The sequence below is a fragment of the Buttiauxella noackiae genome (assembly GCF_000737905.1).
GTDB lineage: Bacteria > Pseudomonadota > Gammaproteobacteria > Enterobacterales > Enterobacteriaceae > Buttiauxella > Buttiauxella noackiae.
This window is the reverse complement of the sequence record NZ_JPRU01000002.1, coordinates 43,854-69,505: the sequence shown is the minus strand read 5'-3', so window position 1 is coordinate 69,505 and position 25,652 is coordinate 43,854. Positions and strand designations below refer to the sequence as shown.

Below are 25,652 nucleotides of genomic sequence, written 5' to 3'. Positions count from 1 at the left end.
CGTTACCGTTGAAAGTATTTCTGAATAGAAAGCGTCAAGTCATCAAGATTGACGTGCAATTGCCCACTGCTGATGGCTTGCTTCATTTCCGCTACGCGCGCCATGTCTACTTCTGGCAGGTTTTGCAGGGCTTTCTGAGCATCACCCAAAACAGGGTCAACGGCTGCAATAGGTGTACTGCGCAGAGGTGCTGACGCTTTCGTTTCGCCTAATTCTTTGGTGGCCTGGCTGTTTTGCGTCGGCTGGATTTGCGAGTAGTGGTTTTGGTTAATTTTCATTTTTCTCTCCCGAGGTAAACCAGGTTCATCTGCAAAGATTTTCTTCTGTCAGTATAAAGCGACGGAAATTACCGAAAACTTTAATCTTTCAATAAAAAATGACGATTATCGAGTAGCGACAAGAATATGCACCACACCAGGCGATACCACTACTGCATCAACGGTGCGCTGGCTGCTGATGTTCTTCACTCGAATCACATCCCCTTTACGCCCCTGTTTCATAGCTTCTCCCGAAGTACTGGCTTCGATGCCGTTCTGGCGAGCCACCATCAACACACTTTGTCCACGCTCAACCATGACGGGCTGTTCTAACTGCGCGGAATTTACAATCTGCGCGGATGTAATACGGCGCTTCACCGTTTGGCCAATAGCTTCATCTGTCGTGGTAAAGAACTGGGCATTGAGTGGGGCAATATCCTGAACCTTAAGAGTCACATCCTTTGTATCAATCACACGTCCGCGTTCCAGCGTTTCTATGGCAATAACGACAGGCAGATTGACAACTGTTTTTACTGCTACCGTCTGCGTCCAGCCTTGTGCGTCTGGGCAGGTGACATCATAGCGAAGCCGGTACAACGTGCGTCTGGCAGTCGGCGTTGCTACAGGATTTTTTTTGCATACTGGCAATGTTGAAGCTTCAGTGGGAAGAACCGTTTCAAGCTGTAAGTCATATTTCCCCCAGCCTTGATTTTGCGCCATCTCTTTGATTTCCGCCTGGGCACTTTTTCTGGCGATTTTATCCAACTGATGAGTCGCATCTGCGGCATGCGATGCACTGCATACGAGGCTCAGCCCGATAAAAAGCAGGCGGAAGAGGTTTTTCCTCATTGGTGAGGGGGATGAAGTTATCCGTTTGAAAATCATGTTGTTATAAACCTGGCATGTTAATTGCTTTAAATGTCATTGATTGCAAGATTCCTCTGAGAGAAATCTGCGCCAGGAGTACAGAGGACGCAAGACTGTAAGGAGTGACAGTGAGCATTAGTTTTGACAAGGCATTAGGCGTACATCCACAGGCATTGCAGCTCAGACTGACCAGGGCAGAGCTGTTATCCACCAATCTTGCCAACGTGGATACCCCTAATTTCAAGGCTAAAGATATTGATTTTGCCGCGCAGATGCAACGTTCAAAACAGTCGTTGTTTCCGGGAGCGCAAACCGAGGTGAAATATCGTCTGCCTTATCAACCGTCTGCGGATGGGAATACGGTGGCGCTGGATGTAGAACAGGCTGCATTCGCGAAGAACAGCATGGACTACCAAATGAGCCTGACGTTTCTGAAAATGAAATTTTCGGGATTGCGGGCTGCCATCGAAGGCAAATAATTCGTTCAGGAAGAAAGTATGGCTTTTACGGACATTTATCGAATCTCTAGTTCTGCGATGACGGCGCAAACCGTCAGGTTGAACACCATCGCCAGTAACATGGCTAACGCCGATGCCGCGTCGGCAAGTGCCGACACGGTGTATAAAGCACGCCGCCCCGTTTTTGCGTCTATCTACCAGAATAGCCAACTCGCCGGAAATAACGCCTTTGCAGGTGCCCGTGTGCAGATTATGGACGTGGTAGAAACCGGCCAGGCTGTTTCACGCTACGAGCCGCATCACCCGATGGCGAACAACGAAGGTTACGTTTATTACCCGGATATCAACGTGGTGGAAGAGATGGCAGACATGATGTCGGCATCTCGCGGTTTTGAAACCAGCGCTGAAGTGCTCAGCAATGTCAAAAGCATGCAGCAAAGCGTGCTGCGTCTGGGCGAGGTGTAATTGATGAATGTAACGGATACCTCAACTTACGCGACTGACACCAGCGGAAGTTCTATTTCCCCTAATGGGCAATCAGCATCAGGTATGAATGACATGTTCCTGAAATTGTTGGTAGCTCAGGTACAAAACCAGGACCCGCTCAACCCAACCGATGGTACGGAATATGTCGGACAACTAGCACAGCTTTCTCAGGTGCAGTCGATGGAGAAGGTCGCCAGTCTGATGCAAAACAGCAGCATCATGATGGACAACTTGCAGACGCTGACTACGGCCAATCTGGTCGGCCAAAACGTGATGGTGCAAACCGATCGTGTGGAATTGCAGGGCGACTCGGTACTCAATGGCCGTCTGACGCTGGAACACCCGGCATCGTCGGTAACGGTGCATGTTAAAGACGCCAGCGGCAACGAACACAAGATTGATTTGGGCCGCCAACAGGCCGGGCTGGTGGATTTCACACTCGATGCTAAAAAACTGGGTCTGCCGGAAGGCAAATACACTCTGAGTGCTGTGACCGATACCGCCGAAAAATCCATTCCTGTGGAAATTGGCGGCACAGTCAGCAACGTGCGTATCCCATTAAAAGGCGGCGTCACGATGCTGAAAATCGCCGGACTTGGAGAAGTCCCGTACAGCAGTATCAGTCAGTTTGGTGGACAGGCTTCCGGCACACGTCGGACGTAACAACTTTTGTAATCAGGATGAAATCATGAGTTTTAGTATCGCAACGTCAGGTCTTAACGCTATTAGCCAGCAGCTTGGGGCCATCAGTAATAATATCGCCAACACCGGAACGGTGGGATACAAGTCCGGGCGTGCGGAGTTTTCCGCTCTTTATGCACAGTCTCAGCCTTTGGGCGTGGGCGTGACTGGCGTCACGCAAAGTATTACCCGCGGCGGCAATATCATTAGTTCCAGCAACTCATTGGATCTGGCGATTTCTGGTAACGGTTTCTTTGTGGTGCGCGATACCACCGGCACCACCTCTTACACCCGTGCTGGTTATTTTGGTACTGACAAAGACGGCAACCTGGTCAATAACCTCGGTATGAACATGCAGGGTTATCCTGTCGATGCTAACGGTAATTTGCAGGTGGGTACGGTCAGTAATCTGAGCATTATGAGCGGTTCTATTCCGGCGAAAGCGACCTCGGGCGTCGGCTTTACCGCCAACTTTGACGCAAATGCTAAAGCGCCGGGCAAGACCTTCGATACCACAGACGACACTTCTTATAACAATACCTATACCACACAAGTGTTTGATTCATTGGGTCGTGAGCACACACTGACGCAATACTTTGTTAAGAGTGACACCGTTGATAACCAATGGACAGTTCACTATTACATGGATGGCAACAGCATCGGTGCGAATGACATCAATTTCGGCACCAACGGCAGCATGGCGAACTTTGCCAATGGTTCCACGTCGACCAATCTGACCTATAACCCAACTGGCGCTGCACCAATTGACATCAAGCTGAACTATGCCGGCACCACCCAATATGGCTCTGATTTCTCCGTAAGCCGCAACCAGGGTGATGGTTACGCATCGGGTGAGCGTACCGGGCAGCAGGTCGATGAAAAAGGCAACGTTTATGCCACCTTCTCCAACGGAGAGCGTATGTTGCAGGGCCAGCTCATCATTGCCAACTTCGCTAATCCGAACGGTCTGCAATCACAAGATGGCACCACCTGGGCACAAACCGGTACTTCTGGTGCTCCATTAGTTGGTGCGCCAGGCAGCGGTCTTTTGGGTTACATCAAATCCAATGCGCTGGAGGAGTCCAACGTCGATTTGACCTCGGAACTGGTTGGGTTAATGAGTGCTCAGCGTAACTACCAGGCTAACACTAAAGTGATTAGCACCAATGACAACATGATGAACGCTCTAATGCAGGCTGTGTAATGGATCATCTCATTTATACCGCGATGAGTGGTGCCAGCCGCAGCCTGATGCAGCAGCAGGTACACGCCAATAACCTCTCCAACGTGAATACCAGTGGCTTTCGTGGCGACCTGGATAAAGCAATGTCCTCGAAGGTTTCAGGCAGTGGTTATGATTCCCGTTATATGGTGCAAAACGCCAGCGGCGGCGTAGATATGGCATCAGGGTCGCTTGAAGAAACCGGGCGCGATCTGGATGTCGGTATTGTGGGTAATGGGCTGATTGCCCTGCAAATGGGCGGCAAAGAGGTCTATACCCGTAACGGTCATATTGATGTCAGTGAGGATGGTGACCTGACGATTAATGGCCAGCCGGTGGTAGGCGAGGGCGGGCCAATTGTGCTGCCACCGTTTGCACAAGTCTCTATTGCTGACGACGGCACAATTTCCATCGTACCTCAGGACGGGGATATTAACGCGTTAATGGATGTTGACCGTATCAAGTTGGTTGATGTGGCAACTAACCAGCTAAGCAAAGATAACAACGGTTTTTTGATAAGCAGCAACCGCACTGAACCACGCAGTGAAACCGTTTCGCTTGCCAGCAAACATCTGGAAAGCAGCAACGTTTCTGCCATCAGCGAAATGATCTCCAATATGTCCCTCAATCGTAGTTTTGAGGCGCAGATCAAAATGATGAAAGTGGCAGAGGATCTTGCACAAGCTGGGAATCGCGTACTCCGTAATACCTGATTTGACTATTAAGGGAATAAAGAATGAATCCAGCATTATGGATCAGTAAAACCGGCCTTGCGGCGCAGGACGCCAAAATGAATGCGGTTTCCAATAACCTCGCTAACGTGAATACCACCGGGTTTAAACGCGACCGTGTCGTTTTTGAAGACTTGTTTTATCAGAACATGCGTGCGCCTGGCGTGCAGGCAAATCAAGACACCGCGACACCGGGCGGCATGCAGTATGGCAGCGGGGTAAAAGTGGTCGGGACGCAGAAGTCCTTTACCGTGGGCAGTATGCAAGTCACCAACCAGAAAATGGATGTGGCGATTGCCGGTCAAGGCTTCTTCCAGATTGAAATGTCGGATGGCACCGTGGGCTATACCCGTTCGGGCAATCTGCAAGTGAACAGTGAAGGGGTTGTCACGACGGCACAAGGGCAACCACTGATCCCACAGATCGAACTGCCAGTGAACACCAAAGAGGTGAACATCGCTAAAGACGGTACCATTTCTGTGCTGGTGGCTGATGAAGTGGACCCGGTGGAACTTGGGCAAATCACGCTGGTTAACTTTGTGAACCCGGCCGGTCTTTCAGCAATTGGCGGCAATATGTATCGTGAAACCGCTGCCAGTGGTGCGCCCGTTGAAGGTGTTCCAGGTGAAGAAGCATTAGGGCAACTTGAGCAGGGAACACTGGAAGGTTCCAACGTGCAAGTGGTGGAAGAGATGGTCGATATGATCACCGTTCAGCGTGCCTACGAAATGAACGCCAAAATGGTTTCCGCGGCTGATGACATGCTGAAGTTCGTCACACAAACGCTATAAAACGCAGGGATTGCGATTAAGAAGTGAATGGAAATGAAAAAGAAAATGCTTGTTGGGCTGTTGGCCCTGGTTTTGGCGGGGTGTGAAAGCCCGGCTCTTTTCGTTAAGAAAGACGATGCGGCCTACGCACCACCGGAGGAACTGGCGGCAGTAACGCCTGCTGTTTCAGGCGGCGGCTTGTATAACAGCGGTTACAGTTGGTCCTTAGTTCAGGATCGCCGCGCCTATCGTGTGGGGGATATTCTGACCGTCAACCTGGATGAATCCACCCAGTCCAGCAAGCAGGCCACCACCAATTTTGGTAAAGAAAACGACGTGACGATAGGCGTGCCGGAAGTGTTCGGTAAAACGCTGGATAAAGCCAGCGCCTCTATCAGTGGCGATCGTAACTTCAAAGGTGCGGCTAATTCTGCACAGCAAAACATGTTGCGCGGCGCCATTACCGTTGCGGTGCATAAAGTCTTACCCAATGGCGTGATGGAAGTGCGTGGTGAAAAATGGCTGACGCTCAACCAGGGCGACGAATACATGAGAGTGTCTGGCCTGGTCAGGCCAGAAGATGTGTCCCAGGACAACACGGTTTCGTCCCAACGTATTGCTAATGCGCGTATTTCGTATGCCGGGCGTGGCGCGCTCAGTGATGCAAATGCGGCAGGATGGCTGACGCGCTTCTTTAACCACCCACTGTTCCCGATTTAACAGGAGAAAAGCATGCGTAACGCGGTATCAGGCTTTTTGTTCCTGCTCGTTTTTATCGGACAGGTTCATGCAGAACGGTTGGGGAATATCGTTGATATTCAGGGTGTTCGTGGCAACCAACTGGTGGGATACAGCCTCGTGGTCGGGTTGGATGGGACGGGGGATAAAAACCAGGTCAAATTCACCAGCCAGTCGGTAACCAACATGTTGCGCCAGTTTGGCGTCCAGATGCCGGCCAAAATTGACCCGAAGGTGAAAAACGTGGCGGCGGTGGCAATCAGCGCGACGCTGCCGCCGATGTACGCCCGTGGGCAATCAATTGATATTACAGTCTCCTCGATTGGCGATGCGAAAAGCCTGCGCGGAGGCACACTCTTATTGACTCAGTTACGCGGTGCCGATGGCGAAGTCTACGCATTGGCGCAAGGCAACGTTGTGGTTGGCGGCTTTAAGGCTGAAGGTGATAGCGGTTCAAGCATCACCATGAATACCCCAACCGTAGGCCGCGTGCCTAACGGAGCGAGCGTCGAGCGGGAAATTCCTACCGATTTTCAAGCCAACAGCCAGGTTGTGCTCAACCTGAAGCGGCCAAGTTTTAAAACTGCCAACAATGTCGCGATGGCAATTAACCAGGCATTTGGCTCCATTGCGACTGCGCAAAGTGCCACTAACGTGATGGTACGAGCGCCAGATCAACCCGGTGCGCGAGTAGCCTTTATGTCGAACCTCGAAGATTTGCAAATCAGCACTGGCAAACAGCAACCGCGCGTGGTGTTTAACGCAAGAACCGGCACGATTGTGATTGGCGATGGCGTGGTGGTTCGTGCAGCAGCCGTGTCTCATGGCAACCTCACGGTTTCCATTCAGGAAACCCCTCAAGTCAGCCAACCTGCGCCATTTGGGCAGGGAAACACGACCGTAACACCTAATTCAAATATTAGCGTGAACCGCGAACGTGGGCAGATGGTGATGGTGCCTGCCGGAACCAGCCTGAGAAATATCGTCAACACGCTAAACAGCCTTGGTGCATCCCCTGATGACACGATGGCGATTTTGCAGGCGCTTAGCGAAGCCGGTGCAATGGATGCAGAACTGGTAGTGATTTAAGGAAAGATAATGATCGATTCGCTGACCACAAGAACTAACACCATTCCGGGAGATTTTACCGGAACGCAGAAAGCTCAGAACCTTGAGCAGGCGGCGGAACAGTTCGAAGCGCTTTTTTTACGTTCCATGTTCAGCCAGATGCGCAAGGCTTCGGATGTGTTATCGGAAGGGGACAATCCTTTTTCCAGCAAGCAGCAAACGATGATGCGCGATTTTTATGATGACAAGCTCGCTTCTTTGCTGGCTTCACAACGTAGTAGCGGTATTGCATCGTTGATCATAAAGCAGTTGGGGCCGCAGACCGAAGGCATGGACCGCGCGCTTAAGTTAACCGGGCAACAGGTCGCTTTACCTGTTAAAGAGAAGGAATTGACTCCGCCCATGACGCGCTCAGAGCAAGGATCATAATGAACATTATCAATATCGCTTTTTCGGGGGCGCAGGCTGCGCGGCAGGGCATGAGTACCACGTCAATGAACGTGGCAAACTACCTTACGCCTGGTTATAGCCGTCAGGGCATTATTCAAAGTTCCATTGGCACCAATGGCGACAGTTTTTCCGCAGGTAACGGTGTTCGTGTAGACAGCATTCGCCGTATTTCCGATCAGTATCTGGTAAATCAGGTCTGGCACAGCAACACGCGTGCGGAATATTACGATGCCGGACAGAAATATTTAGGAGCGCTGGAAAGCGTCATTGGCACCGACAGCACGAGTCTTGGTGGCGGGCTGGACAAATTTTTCGCAGCACTCAATGCGTTGACCACGCAACCAGATTCACCGGCGCTGCGCCAGCAACTGCTCAATGAAAGCCAGTCTCTGGCGACCCGTTTTAACAACGTTGACAGCTTTATCAGTAGCCAGAAAGTTTCGATTAATACGCAGCGTGATGCACTGGTGGGTAACGTTAATGTGCTCAGTAAAAACATCGCCAGTTACAACCAGCAAATCGCCGACCAGGAAGCGACAGGCGGCAATGCCAGTGTATTGCGTGACCAGCGCGATGAGCTGGTAAAAGAGTTGAGCAGCATGGTCAGCGTTAAAGTTTCAGAGGATGCATCTGGCCGCTATAACGTTTCCTTAAACGACGGCCAACCGCTGGTCAATGGCCGCCATTTCGGGCAGCTCAAATCCACCATGAATCAGCAAGGTGAGCAGGAAGTGTCGCTGGAATTCCTCAATACCACTTTTGGTGTTTCATCGGCGATTGGTGGGCAGTTAGGTGCACTCAATGATTATGAGCAGGGCACGCTAAAAACGATGCAAAGCGCGGTGCGGGATATGGCCGAGCAATTTGCCAAAGAGTTTAACGCGCAACTGGCCAGTGGTTTTGATCTGAACGGGCAGCCGGGTAAGCCATTGTTTGTCTTTGATCTCACTAGCGGCAAAGGGATGCTACAAATCAGCGACCTGAAAGCAGATGAACTGGCGCTTTCGGATAAAGCAGATGAAAGCGGCAACGGCACCAACCTTAAAGCCCTTATTGATCTGAAAAACAAAGATATTTCCATTGGTAATATGGGCAATATGAGCGTGAATGAAGCCGCTGCTGCGATTATCAGCACCGTGGGAATTGCCAGCCGCCAGAATAAAACTGAGCTGGATGCGGCCACCGCCGTCTCATATCAGGCGCAAACACAGCGCGATAATCTGAGTGCGGTGAACCAGGATGAAGAGGCCATGAACCTCCAGGTTTATATGCAGGCGTATCAGTCCAACTTGAAAGTGATCGCCACCGGCAACCAGATTTTCAGCGATTTACTGATGCTGTTCTGATAACAGAAAAAGGAATTTATCATGCGTATCAGCAGTCTTTACCACTCGTCCGCCATGTTGCACCAGATGAACCAGAACGGAGCGCGACTGAGTAAATTGATGGAACAAATGGCGACGCAAAAACGCGTCAATGTGCCTTCAGACGATCCCGTTGCCAGTAGCCGCCTGGTGCAATTAAACCGTGAGCAGTCGGCAATCGAACAGTATCAAAGTAACATCACGCGTTTGTCTGGCAACCTGTCCATTCAGGAATCCCACGTGACCGCAATGAGTGACCAATTGTTGGCGCTGAGCGACAAATTACTGGCGGCCAGCAATGACACGCACAGCGACAAAGATATGGCCGGGTTTTCAAATGAAATTGCCCAAATGCTGGAATCGCTGGTGTCTTCGATGAATGCTAAAAATGAAGATGGGCATTACATTTTTGCAGGCACCAAAACCAACGTCCAACCGGTTGTTTTTGATGAAAAGACAGGAACCTACAGTTATGCCGGGAATGATGCGACGCGTTCCACGACTGTAGCAAATGGCATTGAGATTGCGGAAAACACTAGCATCAGCAAAGCTTTTTCTGGCAGCGACAACGATCTTAGCATGCTGAATTTGCTTAAAAGTGTGAGCGATAAAATGGCGACCCCTGGCGGAGATTATCGGGATGATTTAAAGCTCTTGTTGGGGGAGACTAAAACTGCCAGCGACAAAGTGGCGGGGGTCTATACCGAGTTGGGTGGAAAGCAAAACCGCCTGTCGCTTATCGATGATGCTCATTCTGATATCAAAATTTCCCATGAGCAGGTCATTCAGGAATTGTCGTCACTTGATGCCGCCACCAGTTATGTCAATATCCAGCTCTACACGCAGGCGGTTCAGGCGTCGAACAAGTCGTTCATGATGATAAGCCAACTTTCTCTCTTTAATCAGATGTAATCATTATGCAGGTTGGATTAAACCAGGCAGGACTTCCTTTAAGCACTCCCTCGAACCTCGGGGGAGTGAAACATACCGCGGCGGTGTCAAAGCAGACACAACCGCGTGCGCAAAATACTGAGAACCGTTTCCCTGAATCACCGCTGATTTCTACGCGCCCGCTGCGTTATAACGTGCAGCTTAATCAGCAGCTGACTTCAGTCCAGCAGGCGGATAATTATTTATCGCAGGTTGAAAACCAGCTCTTACAGCTGCGTTATGCGGTTGGCCACGGCTCACTGCGTGGGGATGTTGCTCATGAGGCTGCCCGTTCCCTTTCTGTACTCCTGGATAACCGTCCGGATTTAACGGCGGGTACTGTTGACAGGCATCTGGATGTAGACCCGGAGCAGAGCGCTCAGGTGCATTTTACGCTGCCAGCGGCTGGGCGAATTTTGCAGAATGATGAAAGCGAAACGTTGATTTTTTCTCTTGCCGGGCAGCGGCGTGAAATGGTGGCGGTATCGCTCGAAGCCGGTGCCACACCTCGTCAGAATGTTATGCGTTTAAATCAGGGGTTGGGGCGATTTGGTATTCATGCCAGTGTTGATAAGCAGCAGTCACTGGCATTTAGCGTGGATGAAAAAAGCTGGCCACAGGTCAGTAGCCAGTTAAGCGTTCGTGGGGAAGGAAAGCGTTTTTCCGCTAATGAATTCACCGCATTGCTGGCACGCCCTGAACCCGCAGTGACCGACACGCTGAGCCAGTTGGCGCAGCAACCCGCGCTGATGCGTGAATATCAAGGGGAAGTACAGCAGGCGTTGGAGCAAGTGACTCAACAGCGTGGCCAGTTGTACAACCACCAGGACAATGTGCGCCGAAGAATCAATGAGATGGCGACGCAATACCGCCCTACGGAGGCACTGGAACATGCCCGCGCACTACGAGAGCATTTACAAAACAGCCACCAGGATTATGCCGCAACTGCCAGAGCGTTAGGCGCACAGGCAAATTTGCGACAGGGTACGGTGAGTAATTTACTGCGTTAACGGGCCATCACTGACTCAGGGGAAACAAAAGCATCATCCCACTTTGCCCAATGACTAACGGTTTTTTGTTCACGGTCATTGGGTAAACCCACACTGTGTTATGGCGCAGGAAATCGATAAAACTGAAAATCAGTTTGTGGTTTCCTGGATTGCTATAACGAATGGGGACGTAGTCATAAAACACGCGTCCACGCTTACGGATAACTTCATCAAGCTTGCCGCGAAGTACAAACATCGCATCATCTTTGCGCGTTAATGTGAACAGCAGTGCTTCATCCATATCCATGATCTGCGCCTGATACACTTCGCGCTGATCGGACATTAAATCGTAAAAACCTATCTCCATTGTTCCTTTTATCGGGCTACTTTTAGCTTTCGCAGAGCTGGCATGCAGATGTGATATGCCACCAAAAAGTAGAGCAATCAGGATTGCGGCCAGCGTGAGATTAAGGTTTCGTACAAACGGCCATTTCATTTAATTTTCTCTCGGTCTCGCCAAAAATGGTGTTAGTGAGTTTCAGGTTATCAATCCGCCAGTGATAAAGCGTCATTGCCAGTTGCTGGTTAGCACAGGTGGTTTCAATGGAGAAGGTGTAATTCAGCACCTGTTCATCGGTTCTGTAATAAACCGTCATCCAGGCATCATGGGCGATAAGCTCTTGATTCAATGCTTTAAGCGTGGGTTTTAATTTAACGATGTCCTCATCGTTCATCTCATCTACGGCGGCGGCTATGCGGAAAACCCGGATGTTGCTGTACTGATTTTTTTGTTGCTCTTGAGCGACCATTTCGTCGCAATTCTTGTGGAAAAATATTAACCAGGCGCTGAGTGTTATCACGCAAATCAATAATAACAATGACAGGACTGACCATGGAGGCAAGGAATAACCTATGCGCTTAGCAGCCAAAGGCACCGTAATCTCGTCATTCACAGAAACAGTATTCGTTGTGACTGTTTCTGACATCTCCGGCTGTATTAAGTATTTTCCTTCAGGCAATTTTGTTGTGTTTGAAACAGGTGCAGGCGAAGAAACAATGTCCGCTTCTGGTTCGATCAGCTGGCAAAATTCAGGATCAAGCAGATAGCCCTTCTTTGGAATCGTTTTGATTACCCGCTGTTGCTTACCGTCATCCTCGAGTGCTGCGCGCAGGGCGTGAATGGCATTCGACAAACTGTTATCACCAATCACTCTGCGTTCCCATACCAGGCTCGTCAGTTCATTGCGTGATAAAGTTTGCCCGGCATGCTCAATTAGACAATCTAATAACTTGAGCTGATATTCACCGAGCCGACGGATTTCCCCGGACTGACGATGGATAATGGCGCCTGATGTGAAATCCAGCAACCAGTTATTAACAGAATAGCGAGGTTTACTCATAAATTTTAAAGTTTTAGGTGTGCTATATCAATTACAAATAGATAGGAAAAACAGGTTTACATGCTCGTTTTTCGGGGGCTTTCATAGTGGTTTTAGCTAATGTTTATGATTTGCTGATAGTAAAAATCTTCAGTTATTAAGTATGCGGTTGTTTTTGTGTGGCTATTATATTTGATGTATTTTAAATATGCATTAAAATAAAAAACCATTTAAATACAGTTAGTTAAATGTATTTTTTGAAATAAATTCCATCTGTTAAATAAAATGATGGGATTTATATAAAATTATGCATTTTTTATTAGTTGGAGTTTAAGTCCGAAGATAAATTTGTCGCATTGTTATATCTAATGCGTTCACTTTAACAATGTCCAATTTTGTGGAAATTATTCTTTCCGGTTTCACTTATTCGTCGCTCAGATGAAATGAAATAAACTTCATATGAATATTTTTTTCATAGGCATTTAATTTCTATATCAAGCGTGTCGTTTTCTCTTAGTACACAGGCAAACACTGCCTAAAAGCATAATCCTCAAGGAGAGAACAACATGGCACTTTCAATTTTCACCAGCGGCGCGGCAATGTCTTCCACCAACGCTCTGAACAAATCTAACAGCATCCTGTCTACAGCGATGGAACGCCTGGGTACCGGTAAACGTATTAACTCTGCGGCTGATGATGCGGCTGGCCTGCAAATTGCCACCCGTTTACAGGGCCAGGTTAACGGTATGGGCGTTGCTCAGCGTAACGTTGCCGATGCGACAGCGATGCTGCAAACAGCAGAAGGTGCATTCGATGAAGTGACTAATATTCTTTACCGTATGAAGGATTTGGCGACGCAGTCTGCTAATGCCACGAATAGTGTAGACGATCGTACAGCCTTGCAAGGTGAAGTTGATCAGTTAAATGCAGAACTAAAAAATATTCTGACCAACACCTCATTTGGTGGCGAAAAACTGATTTTTGGTACAGATGGTGACACGGCGACTTCCAAGTTGGGTCAATCCATGTCATTCCAGATTGGTGCCAGTGCTGCAGAAACATTAACATTTGATCTGACGAGCTATGGCGATAGTAGCAAAAATTTGATTAAAGATTTAGCAAATACTTTTGGTCTCACTGCTGATGCTACTCAGAAAGGAAAAGCATTAGAAAAGGCAAGGAATGATTTAAAGGGTCCAGAAAATATATATAATGACGCAAAAAAAGCATTGGACGCCAAGAATACAGAATTAAAATCATATGAAGATATTGCTGGTGGGTTTGACCTTCCAGCTAATGTACCTCAAGCGATTACAGATAAAATTGCTGCTATAAAAGTTGAAATTGGTGATGCTGGTACTGGCCTTACGAAGACCTATAACGATGCCCAGGTTGCATTCGTTCCTCTAAAAGCTATCGAAGAAGTTGCTGCGAAGCAATATTCTGAAAGCGCAGGGGTAGGTGCAGTTGATTTGACCAACGGAGATAACTCCGGGATCACCACTATCGAAAAAGCACTTGAGTCAATCGGTTCTGTACGTTCAGCTCTAGGTTCCAATATCAACCGCCTGGGCCACACAGCAGCAAACCTGTCTAACATGAAAGACACCACCACCCTGGCGCTGGGCAATATCCGCGATGCGGATTTCGCCACCGAAGCCACTAATATGACCCGTAACCAGATGCTGGCGCAGACCAGTATGTCCATGCTGAAACAAGCAAATAGCATGTCCGGTATGGTGATGTCCCTGCTGGGCTAATCCTTTCCCGATTAAAACACCGCTTCGGCGGTGTTTTACATTGCTGACAAATGGCACTAAACAGATTTTGTAGGGTGGATAAGCAAAGCGCCATCCACCCTTTGCGCCAGTGGCGTCGGATGACGCTGTGCTTATCCGACCTACGAAGATGTTTGCCATGAGTTTCAATACCGCTTCCGCTCATGCGGAAGATGTATTTCCCATCTCGATTTAACTCATTGAATTAAAACAAATTAAAAATTGGCATAACTATTGCTATCAATAACTTCAGGACATAGCTCTATGCCAGGGAGGAAGCATGACCGATTTCAGCAGCATTGACCCGCAGTCAATGGCGACCCAGCTTGCCGGCTTTGATGTACAAACGCTGCAAAGCCAACTTAAAACGCAAAAAGCTCGCTTGACCGCGCAGCAAAACGCGCTCAAATCGCTGAAAAGTAACCTGACGGATTTTCGCACCGCGCTCACCAATCTGAATAAAAGCAGCAGCGGGATGCTGAAAACCAGCGCCAGTATGAGCGTTGAGAATATGGCCACTGCTACCACCACCTCCGATGCGCGCAAAGGCACCTATAACCTGTTTATTGAACAACTCGCCTCTTCGCATCAGCTAGCCTATGACGGCCTGAAAGATGATGACGTCAAAAATGCGACAGGCAGCATGACCATTGAGCTTAATGGTAAATCGATTGATATCGATATGGACGGTGTTGAAAACCTGGCGGGTCTGGCAAAAGCGATTAACGGCAAGGATGGTAATCCGGGCGTGACCGCATCACTGGTACGCACTGGCGGCGAAGTGCGCCTGATGCTTAGCAGCGATAAAAGCGGTGCAGAAAATGCTATCACTCTGACAGGCGAGCCAGCAGCCATGAGTGGCAGCGTACGCACTATTTCAGCAGCCCAGGATGCCGTTGTTTATCTCGGCGACCAGGCTAGCGGAATGAAGATCACCAATAGCACTAACACCTTTACTGATTTGATTGATGGCGTAACGCTTGAAGTTAACCAGGCGCATAAAAGTGGCGATGCTTTACTGCGTATCAATGTCGGCGTGGATTCCAAAGAAACCGAATCTCAGGTGAACGCATTTGTCAGTGCTTATAACAAACTAGTGACCTCTTTAGGTTCACTCACCACTTCGGGTACCAGCAGCACCGATCGCGGCGCTTTTGCTGGCGACGCCAGCATCAGCAGTTTGCGTCGTGAACTCAATAGCATGCTGCGCACATCCATCGACGGGCTCGATATCACCCAGTTTGGCCTGTCCGCTGATAAAGACGGCAAGCTAAAACTCGACAGCGACAAGCTAAAAGAGAAGCTGACAGACGATCCTGGCAAGCTTAATGCGCTGTTTAACGGCAACGATGGCTTACTGAAAAAAATGGATAAATCCATGGACCGGCTGCTCAACATCTCTAACGGCGACATCAAAAGCCGCGAAGAAACCAACCGCCGTCGTGAAACGGAATTAAGCGATCGCAGTGACAAAATCAGCACCCGTTATGACACAGCCTATAACCGCTATTTGCAGCAGTTCACCCGCATGCAGAGCGTGTTACAGCAGATGAACAACACCGCCAGTATGTTTGGCTTAGTCTAAGGAAGGAGACGGAAATGTACGGAAACAGTGAAGAAGGCTACGGCGAGTATTACCAGTCCGATATGGCAGCACAGGTCGCTGCGGCAACGCCACATCAATTGGTGCTTATGCTCTTTAACGGTTTAACCGATGAGCTGGTGCGAGCGAAAAGCCATATCGAAGCAAAACGCTACGAACGCAAAGCTCAAAGCATCAATAAATGCATTGATATTCTCAATGCATTGACCAGTGCGCTGGACTACGAGAAAGGTGGGGAGCTGGCAAAAAATCTCGCGAATTTATACGACTACTGCGTTTATCGCTTATACGACGGCAGCAATAACCTCTCTGTTTCTGCCATTGAAGAAGTTGAAACCATCCTCGGTGAACTGCGCGAAGGCTGGGATGAAATGGGTAAACGCCATGGATGATTTGCAGCTACTTGACTGGCAGATGCGTGTGCTGGCAGCGGCAGGCAAGCGCCAGGACTGGGAAAAAATCCAGCAACTGGATAGCGATATCTCCGCATTGCTTATCAGCCTGCATGGCCGCGAAATTAGCGAACAAAAGCGCGAAGCGCTAAACAAACTCCAGAAAGTCCATCAGCAGGTGCATCAGCAAGTACGCCAGAAACGCGATGAGCTGAGTAAAGAAATGACTCAACAGCGCAATCAGCGTGAAGGGGCGCTTTCTTACGCTCAGTTTATGGATAGAGAACTGGATGAGGGAAGGGTCGTCAATGAGTGATTTTCTCTCATACACGGCATCGGACTCCGGGAGTTTACTTCAGCAGTCTGCATACCCACAGACGTTGCTGCCTCTGGCAACAACGTCTGTGCTGGAAGTCGATGAAACGCAGCATATAAATGCTGGCGAGATGTTATTTGAAGAACTGCTGTTAGCCACAAGCTCGGTTTCAATCACCACGGACGAAGAGGTTGTTGAAGTGCAAGAAGATGTCGCGCTGGATGCACTTCTGCCAGAACTGCCGGATGAGCAAGTTGAGCAAATGGCCCAGCAATTTTTGGCGACTTTGGTAAACCGTGATGTGCCGATGCTCATGACTGCGCCAGTCGTGTTGCCAGCAGCAGAGCAGCCGGTCGTTCGCCCGCTCAATGTGCAAGTACAGGCGGATAACACCGAGCCTGCCTCAATGGACATGCAGACTACGGCGCACGCGCCTGATGCATATCTGCGCCATGTTCGGGTTGCTTCGACGGAACCCGCAGAAGTTGTGGTGCCTAAAAAATCCTTCACCCCGGTAACGGCAGAAACACTACGCCTGGCGGGACTGAACACGGCACCGGCGCCCAATATTCCTGTTATCTCCGCCGGGCAACCACAGGCGCAGGTTAACGCCCCGATGCGTGTCGATGGCAGCGGCCAGCCATTATCAACGCAGCTGCAACATGCGTTAGGCGAACGTTTGAATCTGCAAATTAATAACCAGATTCAGCATGCAACAATCCGCCTCGATCCGCCTGATATGGGGCGGATCGAGATTGTTGTGCAGATAGAGGCCGGGAAAATTCAGGTGCAAATAAACGCCGGGCAAAGCGACGTTTATCGGGCATTACAGCAAGTGAGTAACGAACTACGCCAGGCGCTGACGGAACAGCATTTTGTTGATGTTGACGTCCGTTTGTCGAACCAGAATCAGCAGCAACAACCAGGTCAGCGTCAGCACCATGCTGGCCGTGAAAATGAACTCATTCTGGCAAATGAACAACCGGATAACACGCGCGAGACTCGCTCTCGGGACGATAAATCTATTTTGATGACAGTATAAGAAGTTGACTAACACTATGACGATTAAAACCTTTTCGATGGCTCTGGCAATCGCCCTTATCTCTTCTGTGCTGGCCGTGATGGGAACGATGCACTTTGCTAAGCCGACGGAAGCCGCTGAACCTGATGCGGTGCCCGCGCCGTCATCCTGGCACAAAGTCAAAGAGATGTTTTCTTCGTCTGAAGAAGAGACTCAGGTCCTGTTTGTTGAAATTAACAACATCATGATCACCCTGAAAAATGATGGTGGCAAAGAGCGCTACATGTTGCTTGAGCTGGCCTTAACGGCAGCCACAGAAGACGCGGTTAAACAAACCGAGATGATGATCCCTGCGATTCGTGGGGCTACCGTCGCATTGTTGACCGAAAAGGATTACGCCCTGGTTCGCACCCTGAGCGTGAATGATTTACACGATGAATTGATGAATGCCTATCGTGAGCGTTTTAAACAGCTCAAAAACGAGATGCCATTTAACGATGTGATCATTAGCAAAATGTTGTTGCAGTAACGATCGGAAAGGAACGCACAATGGAATGCAGCACCTTTATCTCCAGTGAAACGCTAACGCCCGCGGAAGAGTCGCGTTACGTTTCCCAATATCTGCCTTTGGTAAAGCGAGTTGTAAAACAGCTTTCATGGCAGGCTCAGAGCGTTATCGACAGCGAAGATATGCAGCAAATTGCCCTGATGGGTTTGCTCAGTTCGCTGCGCCGCTACGGCAGACCTGATGAGCAGTTTGCCGCTTTTGCGGCTCAACGAGTACGCGGCGCGATACTTGATGAGTTACGCGTGCTGGACTGGCGGCCTCGTCGTTTGCGCCAGAAAGCGCACAAGCTCAATGACGCTATCAGAGAGCTCAGCCGCAAACTTGGTAAAGAAGTTGAATTTGAAGAGATAAAGCAACATCTGGAGATCACTCCTGAAGAGTATCAGGAGTATTTATTGCTCGATAGCGCCAGTGCTATCCATAGCCTTGATGACATGCTCACCACGGATTCTGACCTCAGCTTTAACAGCCGTAATCTGGAAGATGAAATCATTATCAGCGATTCATTGCGTGCGGCTCTGGCCGGGCTTGATGAGCGCGAACAGCTGATCCTGAGTCTGTATTACCAACATGAAATGAGCCTGAAAGAAATCGCGCTGGTTCTGGATCTCACCGAGGCCAGGATTTGCCAGCTGAATAAGAAAATCACGCAAAAAATTAAAGACGCCGTAGCGCAGTGAGACAGCAATGCAAAAATTACTAGGACTATTGATCATTTTTGGCTGTGTAGTGGGCGGCTTTCTTGAATCAGGTGGACGACTGGCCGCATTTTGGGTGCCGGGCGAACTGTTGATTATTATTGGTGCCGGGATCGGGGCTTTAGTGTTGGCTAACCCGAAACCGGTGTTGATCGAGATGTGGCGTCAGGTCAAAAGCGCTATGCGCAAAAATAGCTATACCGCCGAATATCAGCGCCAGTTGCTAATGCTGCTCTATGAACTGCTGGAACTGGTTCAGGACGGCGGGCTGAAAGTGTTGGATGAACACATTGAAGTGCCTGAAAAAAGTGAGTTATTTCTCAAGTACCCGCTAGTGCTTGAAGATCACGCGTTGATTACCTTTATCTCCGATAACTTCCGTTTGATGGCGATGGGCAAGATTAACGAGCATGAGTTAGAGGGCATTCTTGAACAGGAACTGGGCGCGATGGAGGAAGAGCTTCTCAGACCCTCTCGCTCAATGCAGCGTACAGCAGAAGCCATGCCTGGCTTTGGGATTTGCGCAGCGGTACTGGGCATTATCATCACCATGCAATCCATCGACGGTTCTATTGCAATTATCGGTGTGAAAGTGGCGGCGGCTCTGGTGGGGACCTTCCTCGGCGTATTCATCTGTTACTGCCTGCTTGACCCATTAGCTAACGCTATGGAACAGCAGACTAAAAAACAGATGGCTGGTCTTGAATGTGTGCGTACGGTGCTGGTGAACCAGGTAGCCGGGAAACCGACGCTGCTGGCCGTGGACGCCGGGCGTAAAATGCTGCCAATGGATACTAAACCCACGTTTGCCACCCTTGATGGTTGGGTTAATGAACTGATTGGTGAAGGTTGATGCGTAGCAAGAAACAGGCGCACACCACGATCATAAAACGCGCTTCACGCCGCGAACATCACGCACCGCACGGTGGCGCGTGGAAAGTGGCGTTTGCAGACTTTACTCTCGCCATGATGGCCCTGTTTATGGTGCTGTGGATCATGAGTTCGGTGACCGAAGAAGAGCGTAAAGAGGTGGTTGCAAGACTTACAGGCGAATCTATTTTTGATGGCATGGTGGTGTCGCCGCTCTCTTCCGGTGGGAAAGCGATTAATGGCCCGAATATGATCATGCCCGGCATGCAGGGTGGAGCACAGTCCACGGAAGAGCTGACCCATCAGCTTGAACAACTGGCTCAGGCGAGCAAATCAGCGGAGTCGCTGGAAGATGTGAACAAACGCTCACAACAGGAAATGATCGAGTTGGCGCGCGTCATTACGGAAATCACGAAAGCTTTTGACGCGCAATCAAACCTTGAGATGGAAATTATTCCCCAGGGGTTACGGATTTTGATTCAGGACGATCAGAAACGGGAAATGTTCCAGCGTAGTAGTGCGATCCTGACACCCTTCTTCCAGCGTTTATTGACTCAGCTAGCACCGGTATTTAATAAAATTGATAACAAAGTGATCATCACCGGCCATACGGACTCTTCCATGTATCGGGATCAGACGCGTTATAACAACTGGAATTTGTCTGGTGACCGCGCCCTGGCTGCGCGAATAGCGTTAGAGCAAGGCGGAATGGCGGGAGACAAAGTGATTCAGGTGAATGCGATGGCAGACAAAATGCTGCTTAAACCGGATCAACCACTTAGTGCGGCGAATCGCCGCATTGAGATCATGGTGTTAACCCACGCGGCTGCGGACTCGCTATATCAATTCTTTGGTACACACGGTGTGGATGTGGTGCAACCTGTGAGTGGTTCTAAAACTGCGCACTAATTTGCTTTCCGGCGGTATCAGGGATCCCGCCGGCGTATTTTGAGAGGAACTCATGTCGGTTATTGCCCAGTATTATTACCGCCAACAAGCAAAAAATACCCTTTCGCCTGTGGAAAAGCCGGTTGTTGCAGCCTTTGCGGCAAATACTGAGCCTGCTAAAAGCGTAAGCACGGCGCCTGCCAGTACGGCATCTTTTCAGCAGGCGCTTTCCGCCTTACAAAAACAACAAGCGGAAAATGTGAAAGCTGCGGCTCCACCACCACGCTCTGAAACGGCTCGTCCTGTTTCGACAGCCAGCACAACGCCAACGCTTGAACAATTGGTGAAATTTGCCAAAAGCCAGGGATGGAGCGAAAAGCAAATCTCCCTCATGAAACGGTTATCGCTGCGTAAAAACAGCCGCACTGGCAAACCCTGGAACGAAAGCGGGCAAACTGTTTCACGCACAGCAACGCGTGAAGTCCGTGAGAACGGCCTAACGGCGCGTGCCGCGGATGCGGGGAATATTCGCGGCATTCGTAACAATAATCCGGGCAATCTCGAAGCCAGTGAGCTATTTGAATGGCAGGGGCAAACGGGCAATGACGGGCGTTTTGCTAAGTTTTCATCCCCGGAACACGGTATACGCGCACTGGGGATGAACCTGCTTTCTTACCATCGTCGCGGGCTGGATACCATTAGCAAGGTGATTTCCCGTTGGGCCCCAGCTTCAGACAACAACGACACTTCCAGCTATATCAGCAAAGTAAGCCAGGCTCTGGGGGTTTCTCCTCATCAACGGCTGGATCTTACTGCTCCCTCGGTATTGAGTGCATTAAGCAAAGCGATTATTCGCCATGAAAACGGCACCATCCCGTTTGATGAAAACGTGATTAGCAGTGGGATATTTTCAGCCCTGGGGCTTGAGAACCTTCCCGGAACCAAACAGACGCCTCAAACCATCGCCCAGGCGATACCAGGCAAATCAGTGTTCTCTATGCAGGCAAGTTTAATGAGCCCGACGGAATTAAAAGCGTTACGTCAGTCATTAAGTCAACGGCTGCAAGCAGCAAAAATTGTTCTTCAGGCGGGTGGCGAAGCAACAAACATTCCTGGTAAAGCTGAGCTTGTGGCGGCGTGGGGATATACGGAAGGCTCCCGTCGCTTTGAAGAGCTAAAAATAGCTACTGTGACATCAGTAAAATCACGCAAAGTTGGTGTTTAAAAAGTTTCCCCACGGTATTAATTTGTTCAAGAATTGTGTCGCATTTATTAGTAGCCACTTATTAATTTCCAGGAGGTTACATAATGAAGATAGACAGTTCCCTTTATCATTATGGTTCTGGCTTCAATGTTGACGGTTCTCAGGAGGGCGAGAGCCGGAAGCCATTAGGCTATACCCAGTACAGCGGAACAATCTGCCAACAAAGCGGTGTGTGGAGTGCTGCTGTCAATGCGATGACGGAGGTCGTCAGTGTTGAGAAAGGAAGTGTTATGCCTTATCACTCGGGGCAAACTCTTAACTGGCATTTATTGGATTACAGCGTCAGCGAAAACCTCATACCTAAATCAGTTTAACCTTTTATATTTCTTACTCTGCACATTCATACCCTCTCAATTATGACAAATATATACCCAAAATAATTCGAGTTATGGGCAGGCGGCAAGCGCTGCCCTGAAGGGTGAGCCTCATGGAAGAGGCTCATAGTGCAATGAGCATAGTTAATCTGGTGACTGGAGCGAAGAGGAGTAGCCAACGCATCAACAACGTGAAATATGACGGCTATAAACTGCGTAAATAACCGTTTCGATATCCAATATTTATACCTTGATGGTTATTTTTCCACGCCAGCCACTTTTAACCCCATCACTCGTACTGCTGGTCGCGTTCTTTGGCTGCCCGCTGACGATCGTAATACTCATCCTCTGCGGTAATGATTTCATCAATCAATGAATCCATATCCACGTCATGAATTTCTTCAACGAAAAGACCGGTGAGCGGTGTTTCCGGGGTTAATTTCCCATCTTCATATAACGCCCAGATCTCTTTTGCATACCGTGTCTGAAGCAGATGCGGTGCGAACTGGCCGTAGTATTCGGTGATGTTATTCACATCACGTTCAAACATAGATTCAGCATGGTTGTTTGCGGCGGCATCGACGGCTTGAGGCAAATCGATAATAACTGGCCCTTGCGCATCAAGCAGCACGTTAAACTCTGACAAATCGCCATGCACAATGCCTGCACACAACATGCGCACGATATTGCGGATCATGGTATTGAAATCAGCGACAGCGCTCTCTTCATCCAGAGTCACATCACTCAGACGTGGAGCCACAGCGCCTTCAGCATCTGTGACCAGCTCCATCAATAGAACGCCGTCAATGCACATATATGGCTGTGGTACGCGCACCCCGGCGTTAGCAAGGCGGAACAATGCCTCGACCTCGGCTGTCTGCCAGGTTTCTTCCTGCTGCTTGCGCCCGAATTTTGAGCCTTTTTGCATCGCACGGGCATTACGCGTATTACGGACTTTTCGCCCTTCCTGATACTGCACAGCCTGTTTAAAGCTACGTTGTGTAGCTTCTTTGTACACTTTGGCACATTGGATCTTGTCACCGCATAAAACGGTGTAAACGTCAGCTTCCTTGCCGCTTTTCAGCCGTTGAAGCACATCGTCGATCAGGCCATCATCAACCAGCGGTTGGATTCTATTTGGGATTTTCATGCCGCTTTATACCTTATTTCAGCCGCTTTTCGTACCAATAACACCGTTGATGATACGTGAAAATGTGGATGATTTTCTGGCGGAATCGGTAGGGATAACGTAACTATATGTATTTTATTGCTTGTCTGCAGACGAACATTTTACTGAACATATACCATACAGCGAGCCTGGCCGATAATTGTGATTCCCAGGCGTTCTATCATTTGGGCTAGCTGATAATTATCCCGTTTAACACCTTGTAAATCGAGACCCCGCACATCCAGGTTACCCAGTTCGACCAATCTTTTCGCCATTTAAAGCCAGATCATAGCAATTAAACTGTTCATTTATACAGTAATCAATTGATTGTAACCCGAATTAAGAGAGGGGGAAATCGGTTTATAGCCCGTTTTTGTGTAGGGCGTAACATAGCGTTAAGAGTGAGACAGAGCCCACAATTCAGTCATTGTAGGGTGTGATTTGGTCCGTTGTCGTTTCTGAATTTATGGCTGTGGGACGTCGCCATAAGTCAGGACTGAAGGGTTGTAAATTCTAGCGCCAGGCCAATGAGCGTCATGTTTTGCACCGACGGTTCCGTCGTTGCAGCAATCAGAGTGCCCTGGAATTTTAGCTTCTTGAACGGCCCGTTAATGATGAGCCTTGCGCGCAGACTGGGAAGTGCCTGAGAACTAACAGGGTAAACAATGCGCCCTTTGATAGGGACAGGGATTTTACGTAAATCAATGCGCTGTAAGACACCGATATCGGCGTAGAGCACAGCAACCGGGGTGACAGAAGCGAGCGGTTGCGCCGAGACGCTAATAAAATCCAGTAGCAATTCAGGTTGCAGGTAATGCAGCCCGTCATGCGTCACGGTAACGCCCGGGATTTCTGGCATAGGGAAAGAATGTGGAAGGAGTGATGACTGATTCATTAATTCCTTCTCCATAAACAAGGGGGCCGTATCAGCAGTTTGCACCAGTCAATAATGATAAATTTTGCGGTACATGATAAAGATAGACCATCCTATATCAGCTGACTCTTCTTATTACGGATGTAGTCATTACCATGAATGATTATCTCCTTCTGGTAGATAGGAGTTATTCAGCGATTCGGTAGCAGTTTCTTCCATTTTCCTTTGCCTCATAAAGAGCCTTATCTGCATAATTGATAATATCATTTACACTCTTGATATTATTGCAAATAGCCGCACCTTGAGTGACTGAAATGCACCTTTCCCCTATCAATTTTAAGCTACTTTCATTAATGGATTTTTTGATATCATGACAAATCATCTCGACCTTTGCAGAGGTTGCATCATTGATGATGATAATAAATTCATCTCCGCCATAGCGAGAAACACTGGATGCGTAAAATTTAATACAGCTTTTGATTTTATCAGCAACCGTAATAAGACAGTCATCGCCAGCAATATGACCAAAAGTGTCATTTATCTTCTTAAAGAAATCGATATCAACAAGTATGATTGCAAAGGGTTTTTGTTGAATCAAACAATTAGAAACTGCTTTTTTAAACTCGTTCTCAAAACCACGTCGATTAAAAACACCTGTCAGATAATCTGTTTGGGCATAATGGTGTGCATTATATGCTTTTTTTTCTAAAATTAATGAAGTCGCAATCTCCTTATTTATCCTTTTTTTAATTAAAGAATCGCTGGTTTTGATAATGAACCAAACCCCTGAGAGTATAATCGACATATATACGGTTTGAAGTAATCCATTTTTTAAAAATGTCGCCAGCAATAATGAACTAAAAATAGGTAAGCAGTAAACAGTAATAAGTTTTAATGTATAACCAGATACTACACCACAAAATAATACAATTAAGCAAAGAAAAACTGGCCCGAGAAGACGGTTCTCCATGATATAACAAAAAACGACGCCTCCCCATATCATTCCATTAATAAAAATGAGTATTGATGCGTTTCTCATCCAGTTTTTATCGAGATAAGAAGGGTTTAATGTGCGAACAACCCATAATGTGGATATAAATAATACATAAATAAATGCAAAATTCTTACTGTAAATATTTGCTGTTATATATTTGTTGTCATCCAGGAAATAGGCATAAAACAAAACAAAGGCAGACAATGTTAATGTCACAACAATAAACCATGCGCCACTGAGAGAGATCATTTTGCGTCTCTCTTCACCAATGGCATCATCATAATTCATAATATAATTACTCTTTTTTTTCATTTGCTTGTGTTTGTTAACATTTGGTTTTTTTATACAAAAACACTCTTATAATATCACAAGTTCTTTATAGGGTAATGATTCTGGCGGTGTTATATGCATTATTCTGATCATCGTTGAAAATACACCTGTAATATTTTCATTTCTTCTTCTGAAATCATTCAAGCTAATCACAGCGTCACCTACGCAGAGATTCTGGTAGATG

The 25,652-nt window shown here is 48.4% G+C and carries 30 protein-coding genes and 1 pseudogene; 23 read left to right on the top strand and 8 right to left on the bottom strand.

Going from position 1 to position 25,652, the window contains the following annotated elements; all coding sequences use genetic code 11:
• Nucleotides 1-2 precede the first annotated feature (2 nt).
• Together flgM and flgA are read right to left on the bottom strand one after the other, a co-directional pair.
• Nucleotides 3-278 (bottom strand): flagellar biosynthesis anti-sigma factor FlgM, encoded by a 276-nt coding sequence (gene flgM / locus IX31_RS22300; RefSeq protein ID WP_034457368.1) that lies wholly within the window; start codon nt 276-278, stop codon nt 3-5.
• Nucleotides 279-383: 105 nt separating this feature from the next.
• On the bottom strand, nt 384-977 hold the full coding sequence (gene flgA, locus IX31_RS08795; RefSeq protein WP_277813400.1) for a flagellar basal body P-ring formation chaperone FlgA: 594 nt from the start codon (nt 975-977) through the stop codon (nt 384-386).
• Between the two features lie 275 nt (nt 978-1,252).
• Here flgA and IX31_RS08790 point away from each other — a divergent pair, with 275 nt between their 5' ends.
• From IX31_RS08790 to IX31_RS08735, 12 genes and pseudogenes are all read left to right on the top strand, one after another.
• Complete coding sequence (locus IX31_RS08790) at nt 1,253-1,603, top strand: flagellar basal body protein (protein ID WP_034457367.1); 351 nt, start codon at nt 1,253-1,255, stop codon at nt 1,601-1,603.
• An 18-nt stretch (nt 1,604-1,621) separates the two neighbouring features.
• Nucleotides 1,622-2,047 carry a flagellar basal body rod protein FlgC gene (flgC, locus tag IX31_RS08785; protein WP_034457366.1) on the top strand — a complete coding sequence of 142 codons (426 nt, stop codon included), beginning with the start codon at nt 1,622-1,624 and terminating at the stop codon, nt 2,045-2,047.
• Nucleotides 2,048-2,050: 3 nt separating this feature from the next.
• Entirely contained in the window at nt 2,051-2,731 is a 681-nt protein-coding gene (gene flgD, locus IX31_RS08780) for a flagellar hook assembly protein FlgD (RefSeq protein ID WP_034457364.1), read from the top strand.
• Nucleotides 2,732-2,756: 25 nt separating this feature from the next.
• A complete protein-coding gene (flgE, locus tag IX31_RS08775; RefSeq protein ID WP_034457363.1) occupies nt 2,757-3,953 on the top strand; it encodes a flagellar hook protein FlgE in 1,197 nt (398 codons plus the stop codon).
• Nucleotides 3,953-4,684 (top strand): flagellar basal body rod protein FlgF, encoded by a 732-nt coding sequence (locus IX31_RS08770; RefSeq protein WP_034457362.1) that lies wholly within the window; start codon nt 3,953-3,955, stop codon nt 4,682-4,684. Before flgE ends, IX31_RS08770 begins: the two co-directional genes overlap by 1 nt.
• A 23-nt stretch (nt 4,685-4,707) precedes the next feature.
• Entirely contained in the window at nt 4,708-5,493 is a 786-nt protein-coding gene (gene flgG, locus IX31_RS08765) for a flagellar basal-body rod protein FlgG (protein ID WP_034457361.1), read from the top strand.
• 33 nt (nt 5,494-5,526) lie between these two features.
• Nucleotides 5,527-6,192, top strand: a complete 666-nt coding sequence (gene flgH, locus IX31_RS08760; protein WP_034459909.1) for a flagellar basal body L-ring protein FlgH — start codon at nt 5,527-5,529, stop codon at nt 6,190-6,192.
• 12 nt (nt 6,193-6,204) lie between these two features.
• Nucleotides 6,205-7,299, top strand: a complete 1,095-nt coding sequence (locus IX31_RS08755; RefSeq protein WP_051880644.1) for a flagellar basal body P-ring protein FlgI — start codon at nt 6,205-6,207, stop codon at nt 7,297-7,299.
• A 9-nt stretch (nt 7,300-7,308) separates the two neighbouring features.
• Nucleotides 7,309-7,593 (top strand): annotated as a pseudogene (locus tag IX31_RS08750) (rod-binding protein); the annotation flags it as partial.
• Nucleotides 7,594-7,706: 113 nt separating this feature from the next.
• Nucleotides 7,707-9,074, top strand: coding sequence for a flagellar hook-associated protein FlgK (gene flgK / locus IX31_RS08745; RefSeq protein ID WP_034457359.1), 1,368 nt, complete (start codon nt 7,707-7,709; stop codon nt 9,072-9,074).
• Nucleotides 9,075-9,095: 21 nt separating this feature from the next.
• Nucleotides 9,096-10,004 carry a flagellar hook-associated protein FlgL gene (gene flgL, locus IX31_RS08740; RefSeq protein ID WP_072009435.1) on the top strand — a complete coding sequence of 303 codons (909 nt, stop codon included), beginning with the start codon at nt 9,096-9,098 and terminating at the stop codon, nt 10,002-10,004.
• A gap of 83 nt (nt 10,005-10,087) precedes the next feature.
• A complete protein-coding gene (locus tag IX31_RS08735; protein ID WP_241767180.1) occupies nt 10,088-11,032 on the top strand; it encodes a hypothetical protein in 945 nt (314 codons plus the stop codon).
• A gap of 7 nt (nt 11,033-11,039) precedes the next feature.
• Here the strand turns inward: IX31_RS08735 and IX31_RS08730 are convergent, their stop codons facing one another.
• Nucleotides 11,040-11,507 carry a hypothetical protein gene (locus tag IX31_RS08730; RefSeq protein WP_034457356.1) on the bottom strand — a complete coding sequence of 156 codons (468 nt, stop codon included), beginning with the start codon at nt 11,505-11,507 and terminating at the stop codon, nt 11,040-11,042.
• Complete coding sequence (locus tag IX31_RS08725) at nt 11,479-12,378, bottom strand: winged helix-turn-helix domain-containing protein (protein ID WP_241767179.1); 900 nt, start codon at nt 12,376-12,378, stop codon at nt 11,479-11,481. Before IX31_RS08725 ends, IX31_RS08730 begins: the two co-directional genes overlap by 29 nt.
• Before the next feature lie 578 nt (nt 12,379-12,956).
• On the opposite strand from IX31_RS08725, the gene IX31_RS22790 reads away from it, so the two are divergent.
• The 11 genes from IX31_RS22790 (at nt 12,957) to IX31_RS08670 (ending at nt 22,102) form a co-directional block, all read left to right on the top strand.
• Complete coding sequence (locus tag IX31_RS22790; RefSeq protein ID WP_034457353.1) at nt 12,957-14,150, top strand: flagellin N-terminal helical domain-containing protein; 1,194 nt, start codon at nt 12,957-12,959, stop codon at nt 14,148-14,150.
• Nucleotides 14,151-14,448: 298 nt separating this feature from the next.
• Complete coding sequence (fliD, locus tag IX31_RS08715) at nt 14,449-15,753, top strand: flagellar filament capping protein FliD (protein ID WP_034457352.1); 1,305 nt, start codon at nt 14,449-14,451, stop codon at nt 15,751-15,753.
• A 14-nt stretch (nt 15,754-15,767) separates the two neighbouring features.
• The gene (fliS, locus tag IX31_RS08710; protein ID WP_034457350.1) at nt 15,768-16,163 is read left to right on the top strand and encodes a flagellar export chaperone FliS; all 396 of its coding nucleotides are present in this window, start codon (nt 15,768-15,770) and stop codon (nt 16,161-16,163) included.
• Entirely contained in the window at nt 16,138-16,479 is a 342-nt protein-coding gene (gene fliT, locus IX31_RS08705; RefSeq protein WP_157837367.1) for a flagellar protein FliT, read from the top strand. Before fliS ends, fliT begins: the two co-directional genes overlap by 26 nt.
• Nucleotides 16,472-17,521 carry a flagellar hook-length control protein FliK gene (locus IX31_RS22050; RefSeq protein WP_051880642.1) on the top strand — a complete coding sequence of 350 codons (1,050 nt, stop codon included), beginning with the start codon at nt 16,472-16,474 and terminating at the stop codon, nt 17,519-17,521. Before fliT ends, IX31_RS22050 begins: the two co-directional genes overlap by 8 nt.
• 16 nt (nt 17,522-17,537) lie before the next feature.
• Entirely contained in the window at nt 17,538-18,029 is a 492-nt protein-coding gene (locus tag IX31_RS08695; protein WP_034457348.1) for a flagellar basal body-associated FliL family protein, read from the top strand.
• A gap of 20 nt (nt 18,030-18,049) precedes the next feature.
• Entirely contained in the window at nt 18,050-18,748 is a 699-nt protein-coding gene (locus IX31_RS08690) for a FliA/WhiG family RNA polymerase sigma factor (RefSeq protein WP_034457347.1), read from the top strand.
• A gap of 7 nt (nt 18,749-18,755) precedes the next feature.
• Nucleotides 18,756-19,619 (top strand): flagellar motor stator protein MotA, encoded by an 864-nt coding sequence (motA, locus tag IX31_RS08685; RefSeq protein ID WP_034457346.1) that lies wholly within the window; start codon nt 18,756-18,758, stop codon nt 19,617-19,619.
• On the top strand, nt 19,619-20,545 hold the full coding sequence (gene lafU / locus IX31_RS08680; protein ID WP_034457345.1) for a putative lateral flagellar export/assembly protein LafU: 927 nt from the start codon (nt 19,619-19,621) through the stop codon (nt 20,543-20,545). Before motA ends, lafU begins: the two co-directional genes overlap by 1 nt.
• Nucleotides 20,546-20,597: 52 nt before the next feature.
• Entirely contained in the window at nt 20,598-21,749 is a 1,152-nt protein-coding gene (locus tag IX31_RS08675; RefSeq protein WP_051880641.1) for a hypothetical protein, read from the top strand.
• Between the two features lie 83 nt (nt 21,750-21,832).
• Nucleotides 21,833-22,102 (top strand): hypothetical protein, encoded by a 270-nt coding sequence (locus IX31_RS08670; RefSeq protein WP_034457344.1) that lies wholly within the window; start codon nt 21,833-21,835, stop codon nt 22,100-22,102.
• A 289-nt stretch (nt 22,103-22,391) separates the two neighbouring features.
• On the opposite strand, the gene IX31_RS08665 is transcribed toward IX31_RS08670, so the two are convergent.
• From IX31_RS08665 to IX31_RS08655, 4 genes are all read right to left on the bottom strand, one after another.
• Nucleotides 22,392-23,252, bottom strand: a complete 861-nt coding sequence (locus IX31_RS08665) for a PA4780 family RIO1-like protein kinase (protein ID WP_034457343.1) — start codon at nt 23,250-23,252, stop codon at nt 22,392-22,394.
• A gap of 140 nt (nt 23,253-23,392) precedes the next feature.
• Nucleotides 23,393-23,545: a hypothetical protein gene (locus IX31_RS23410; protein ID WP_157837366.1), complete on the bottom strand. Its 153-nt coding sequence runs from the start codon at nt 23,543-23,545 to the stop codon at nt 23,393-23,395.
• 215 nt (nt 23,546-23,760) lie between these two features.
• Nucleotides 23,761-24,165, bottom strand: coding sequence for a hypothetical protein (locus IX31_RS08660; protein ID WP_034457342.1), 405 nt, complete (start codon nt 24,163-24,165; stop codon nt 23,761-23,763).
• Nucleotides 24,166-24,331: 166 nt separating this feature from the next.
• Complete coding sequence (locus IX31_RS08655) at nt 24,332-25,426, bottom strand: GGDEF domain-containing protein (protein WP_157837365.1); 1,095 nt, start codon at nt 25,424-25,426, stop codon at nt 24,332-24,334.
• Nucleotides 25,427-25,652 lie beyond the last annotated feature (226 nt).

Bases quoted from the DNA above. Each gene is read 5' to 3' on its own strand.
- flgM (WP_034457368.1), bottom strand. From the start codon at position 278: ATGAAAATTAACCAAAACCACTACTCGCAAATCCAGCCGACGCAAAAC.
- flgA (WP_277813400.1), bottom strand. From the start codon at position 977: ATGGCGCAAAATCAAGGCTGGGGGAAATATGACTTACAGCTTGAAACG.
- flgC (WP_034457366.1), top strand. From the start codon at position 1,622: ATGGCTTTTACGGACATTTATCGAATCTCTAGTTCTGCGATGACGGCG.
- flgD (WP_034457364.1), top strand. From the start codon at position 2,051: ATGAATGTAACGGATACCTCAACTTACGCGACTGACACCAGCGGAAGT.
- flgE (WP_034457363.1), top strand. From the start codon at position 2,757: ATGAGTTTTAGTATCGCAACGTCAGGTCTTAACGCTATTAGCCAGCAG.
- IX31_RS08770 (WP_034457362.1), top strand. From the start codon at position 3,953: ATGGATCATCTCATTTATACCGCGATGAGTGGTGCCAGCCGCAGCCTG.
- flgG (WP_034457361.1), top strand. From the start codon at position 4,708: ATGAATCCAGCATTATGGATCAGTAAAACCGGCCTTGCGGCGCAGGAC.
- flgH (WP_034459909.1), top strand. From the start codon at position 5,527: ATGAAAAAGAAAATGCTTGTTGGGCTGTTGGCCCTGGTTTTGGCGGGG.
- IX31_RS08755 (WP_051880644.1), top strand. From the start codon at position 6,205: ATGCGTAACGCGGTATCAGGCTTTTTGTTCCTGCTCGTTTTTATCGGA.
- flgK (WP_034457359.1), top strand. From the start codon at position 7,707: ATGAACATTATCAATATCGCTTTTTCGGGGGCGCAGGCTGCGCGGCAG.
- flgL (WP_072009435.1), top strand. From the start codon at position 9,096: ATGCGTATCAGCAGTCTTTACCACTCGTCCGCCATGTTGCACCAGATG.
- IX31_RS08730 (WP_034457356.1), bottom strand. From the start codon at position 11,507: ATGAAATGGCCGTTTGTACGAAACCTTAATCTCACGCTGGCCGCAATC.
- IX31_RS22790 (WP_034457353.1), top strand. From the start codon at position 12,957: ATGGCACTTTCAATTTTCACCAGCGGCGCGGCAATGTCTTCCACCAAC.
- fliD (WP_034457352.1), top strand. From the start codon at position 14,449: ATGACCGATTTCAGCAGCATTGACCCGCAGTCAATGGCGACCCAGCTT.
- fliS (WP_034457350.1), top strand. From the start codon at position 15,768: ATGTACGGAAACAGTGAAGAAGGCTACGGCGAGTATTACCAGTCCGAT.
- fliT (WP_157837367.1), top strand. From the start codon at position 16,138: ATGAAATGGGTAAACGCCATGGATGATTTGCAGCTACTTGACTGGCAG.
- IX31_RS22050 (WP_051880642.1), top strand. From the start codon at position 16,472: ATGAGTGATTTTCTCTCATACACGGCATCGGACTCCGGGAGTTTACTT.
- IX31_RS08695 (WP_034457348.1), top strand. From the start codon at position 17,538: ATGACGATTAAAACCTTTTCGATGGCTCTGGCAATCGCCCTTATCTCT.
- IX31_RS08690 (WP_034457347.1), top strand. From the start codon at position 18,050: ATGGAATGCAGCACCTTTATCTCCAGTGAAACGCTAACGCCCGCGGAA.
- motA (WP_034457346.1), top strand. From the start codon at position 18,756: ATGCAAAAATTACTAGGACTATTGATCATTTTTGGCTGTGTAGTGGGC.
- lafU (WP_034457345.1), top strand. From the start codon at position 19,619: ATGCGTAGCAAGAAACAGGCGCACACCACGATCATAAAACGCGCTTCA.
- IX31_RS08675 (WP_051880641.1), top strand. From the start codon at position 20,598: ATGTCGGTTATTGCCCAGTATTATTACCGCCAACAAGCAAAAAATACC.
- IX31_RS08670 (WP_034457344.1), top strand. From the start codon at position 21,833: ATGAAGATAGACAGTTCCCTTTATCATTATGGTTCTGGCTTCAATGTT.
- IX31_RS08665 (WP_034457343.1), bottom strand. From the start codon at position 23,252: ATGAAAATCCCAAATAGAATCCAACCGCTGGTTGATGATGGCCTGATC.
- IX31_RS23410 (WP_157837366.1), bottom strand. From the start codon at position 23,545: ATGGCGAAAAGATTGGTCGAACTGGGTAACCTGGATGTGCGGGGTCTC.
- IX31_RS08660 (WP_034457342.1), bottom strand. From the start codon at position 24,165: ATGAATCAGTCATCACTCCTTCCACATTCTTTCCCTATGCCAGAAATC.
- IX31_RS08655 (WP_157837365.1), bottom strand. From the start codon at position 25,426: ATGAATTATGATGATGCCATTGGTGAAGAGAGACGCAAAATGATCTCT.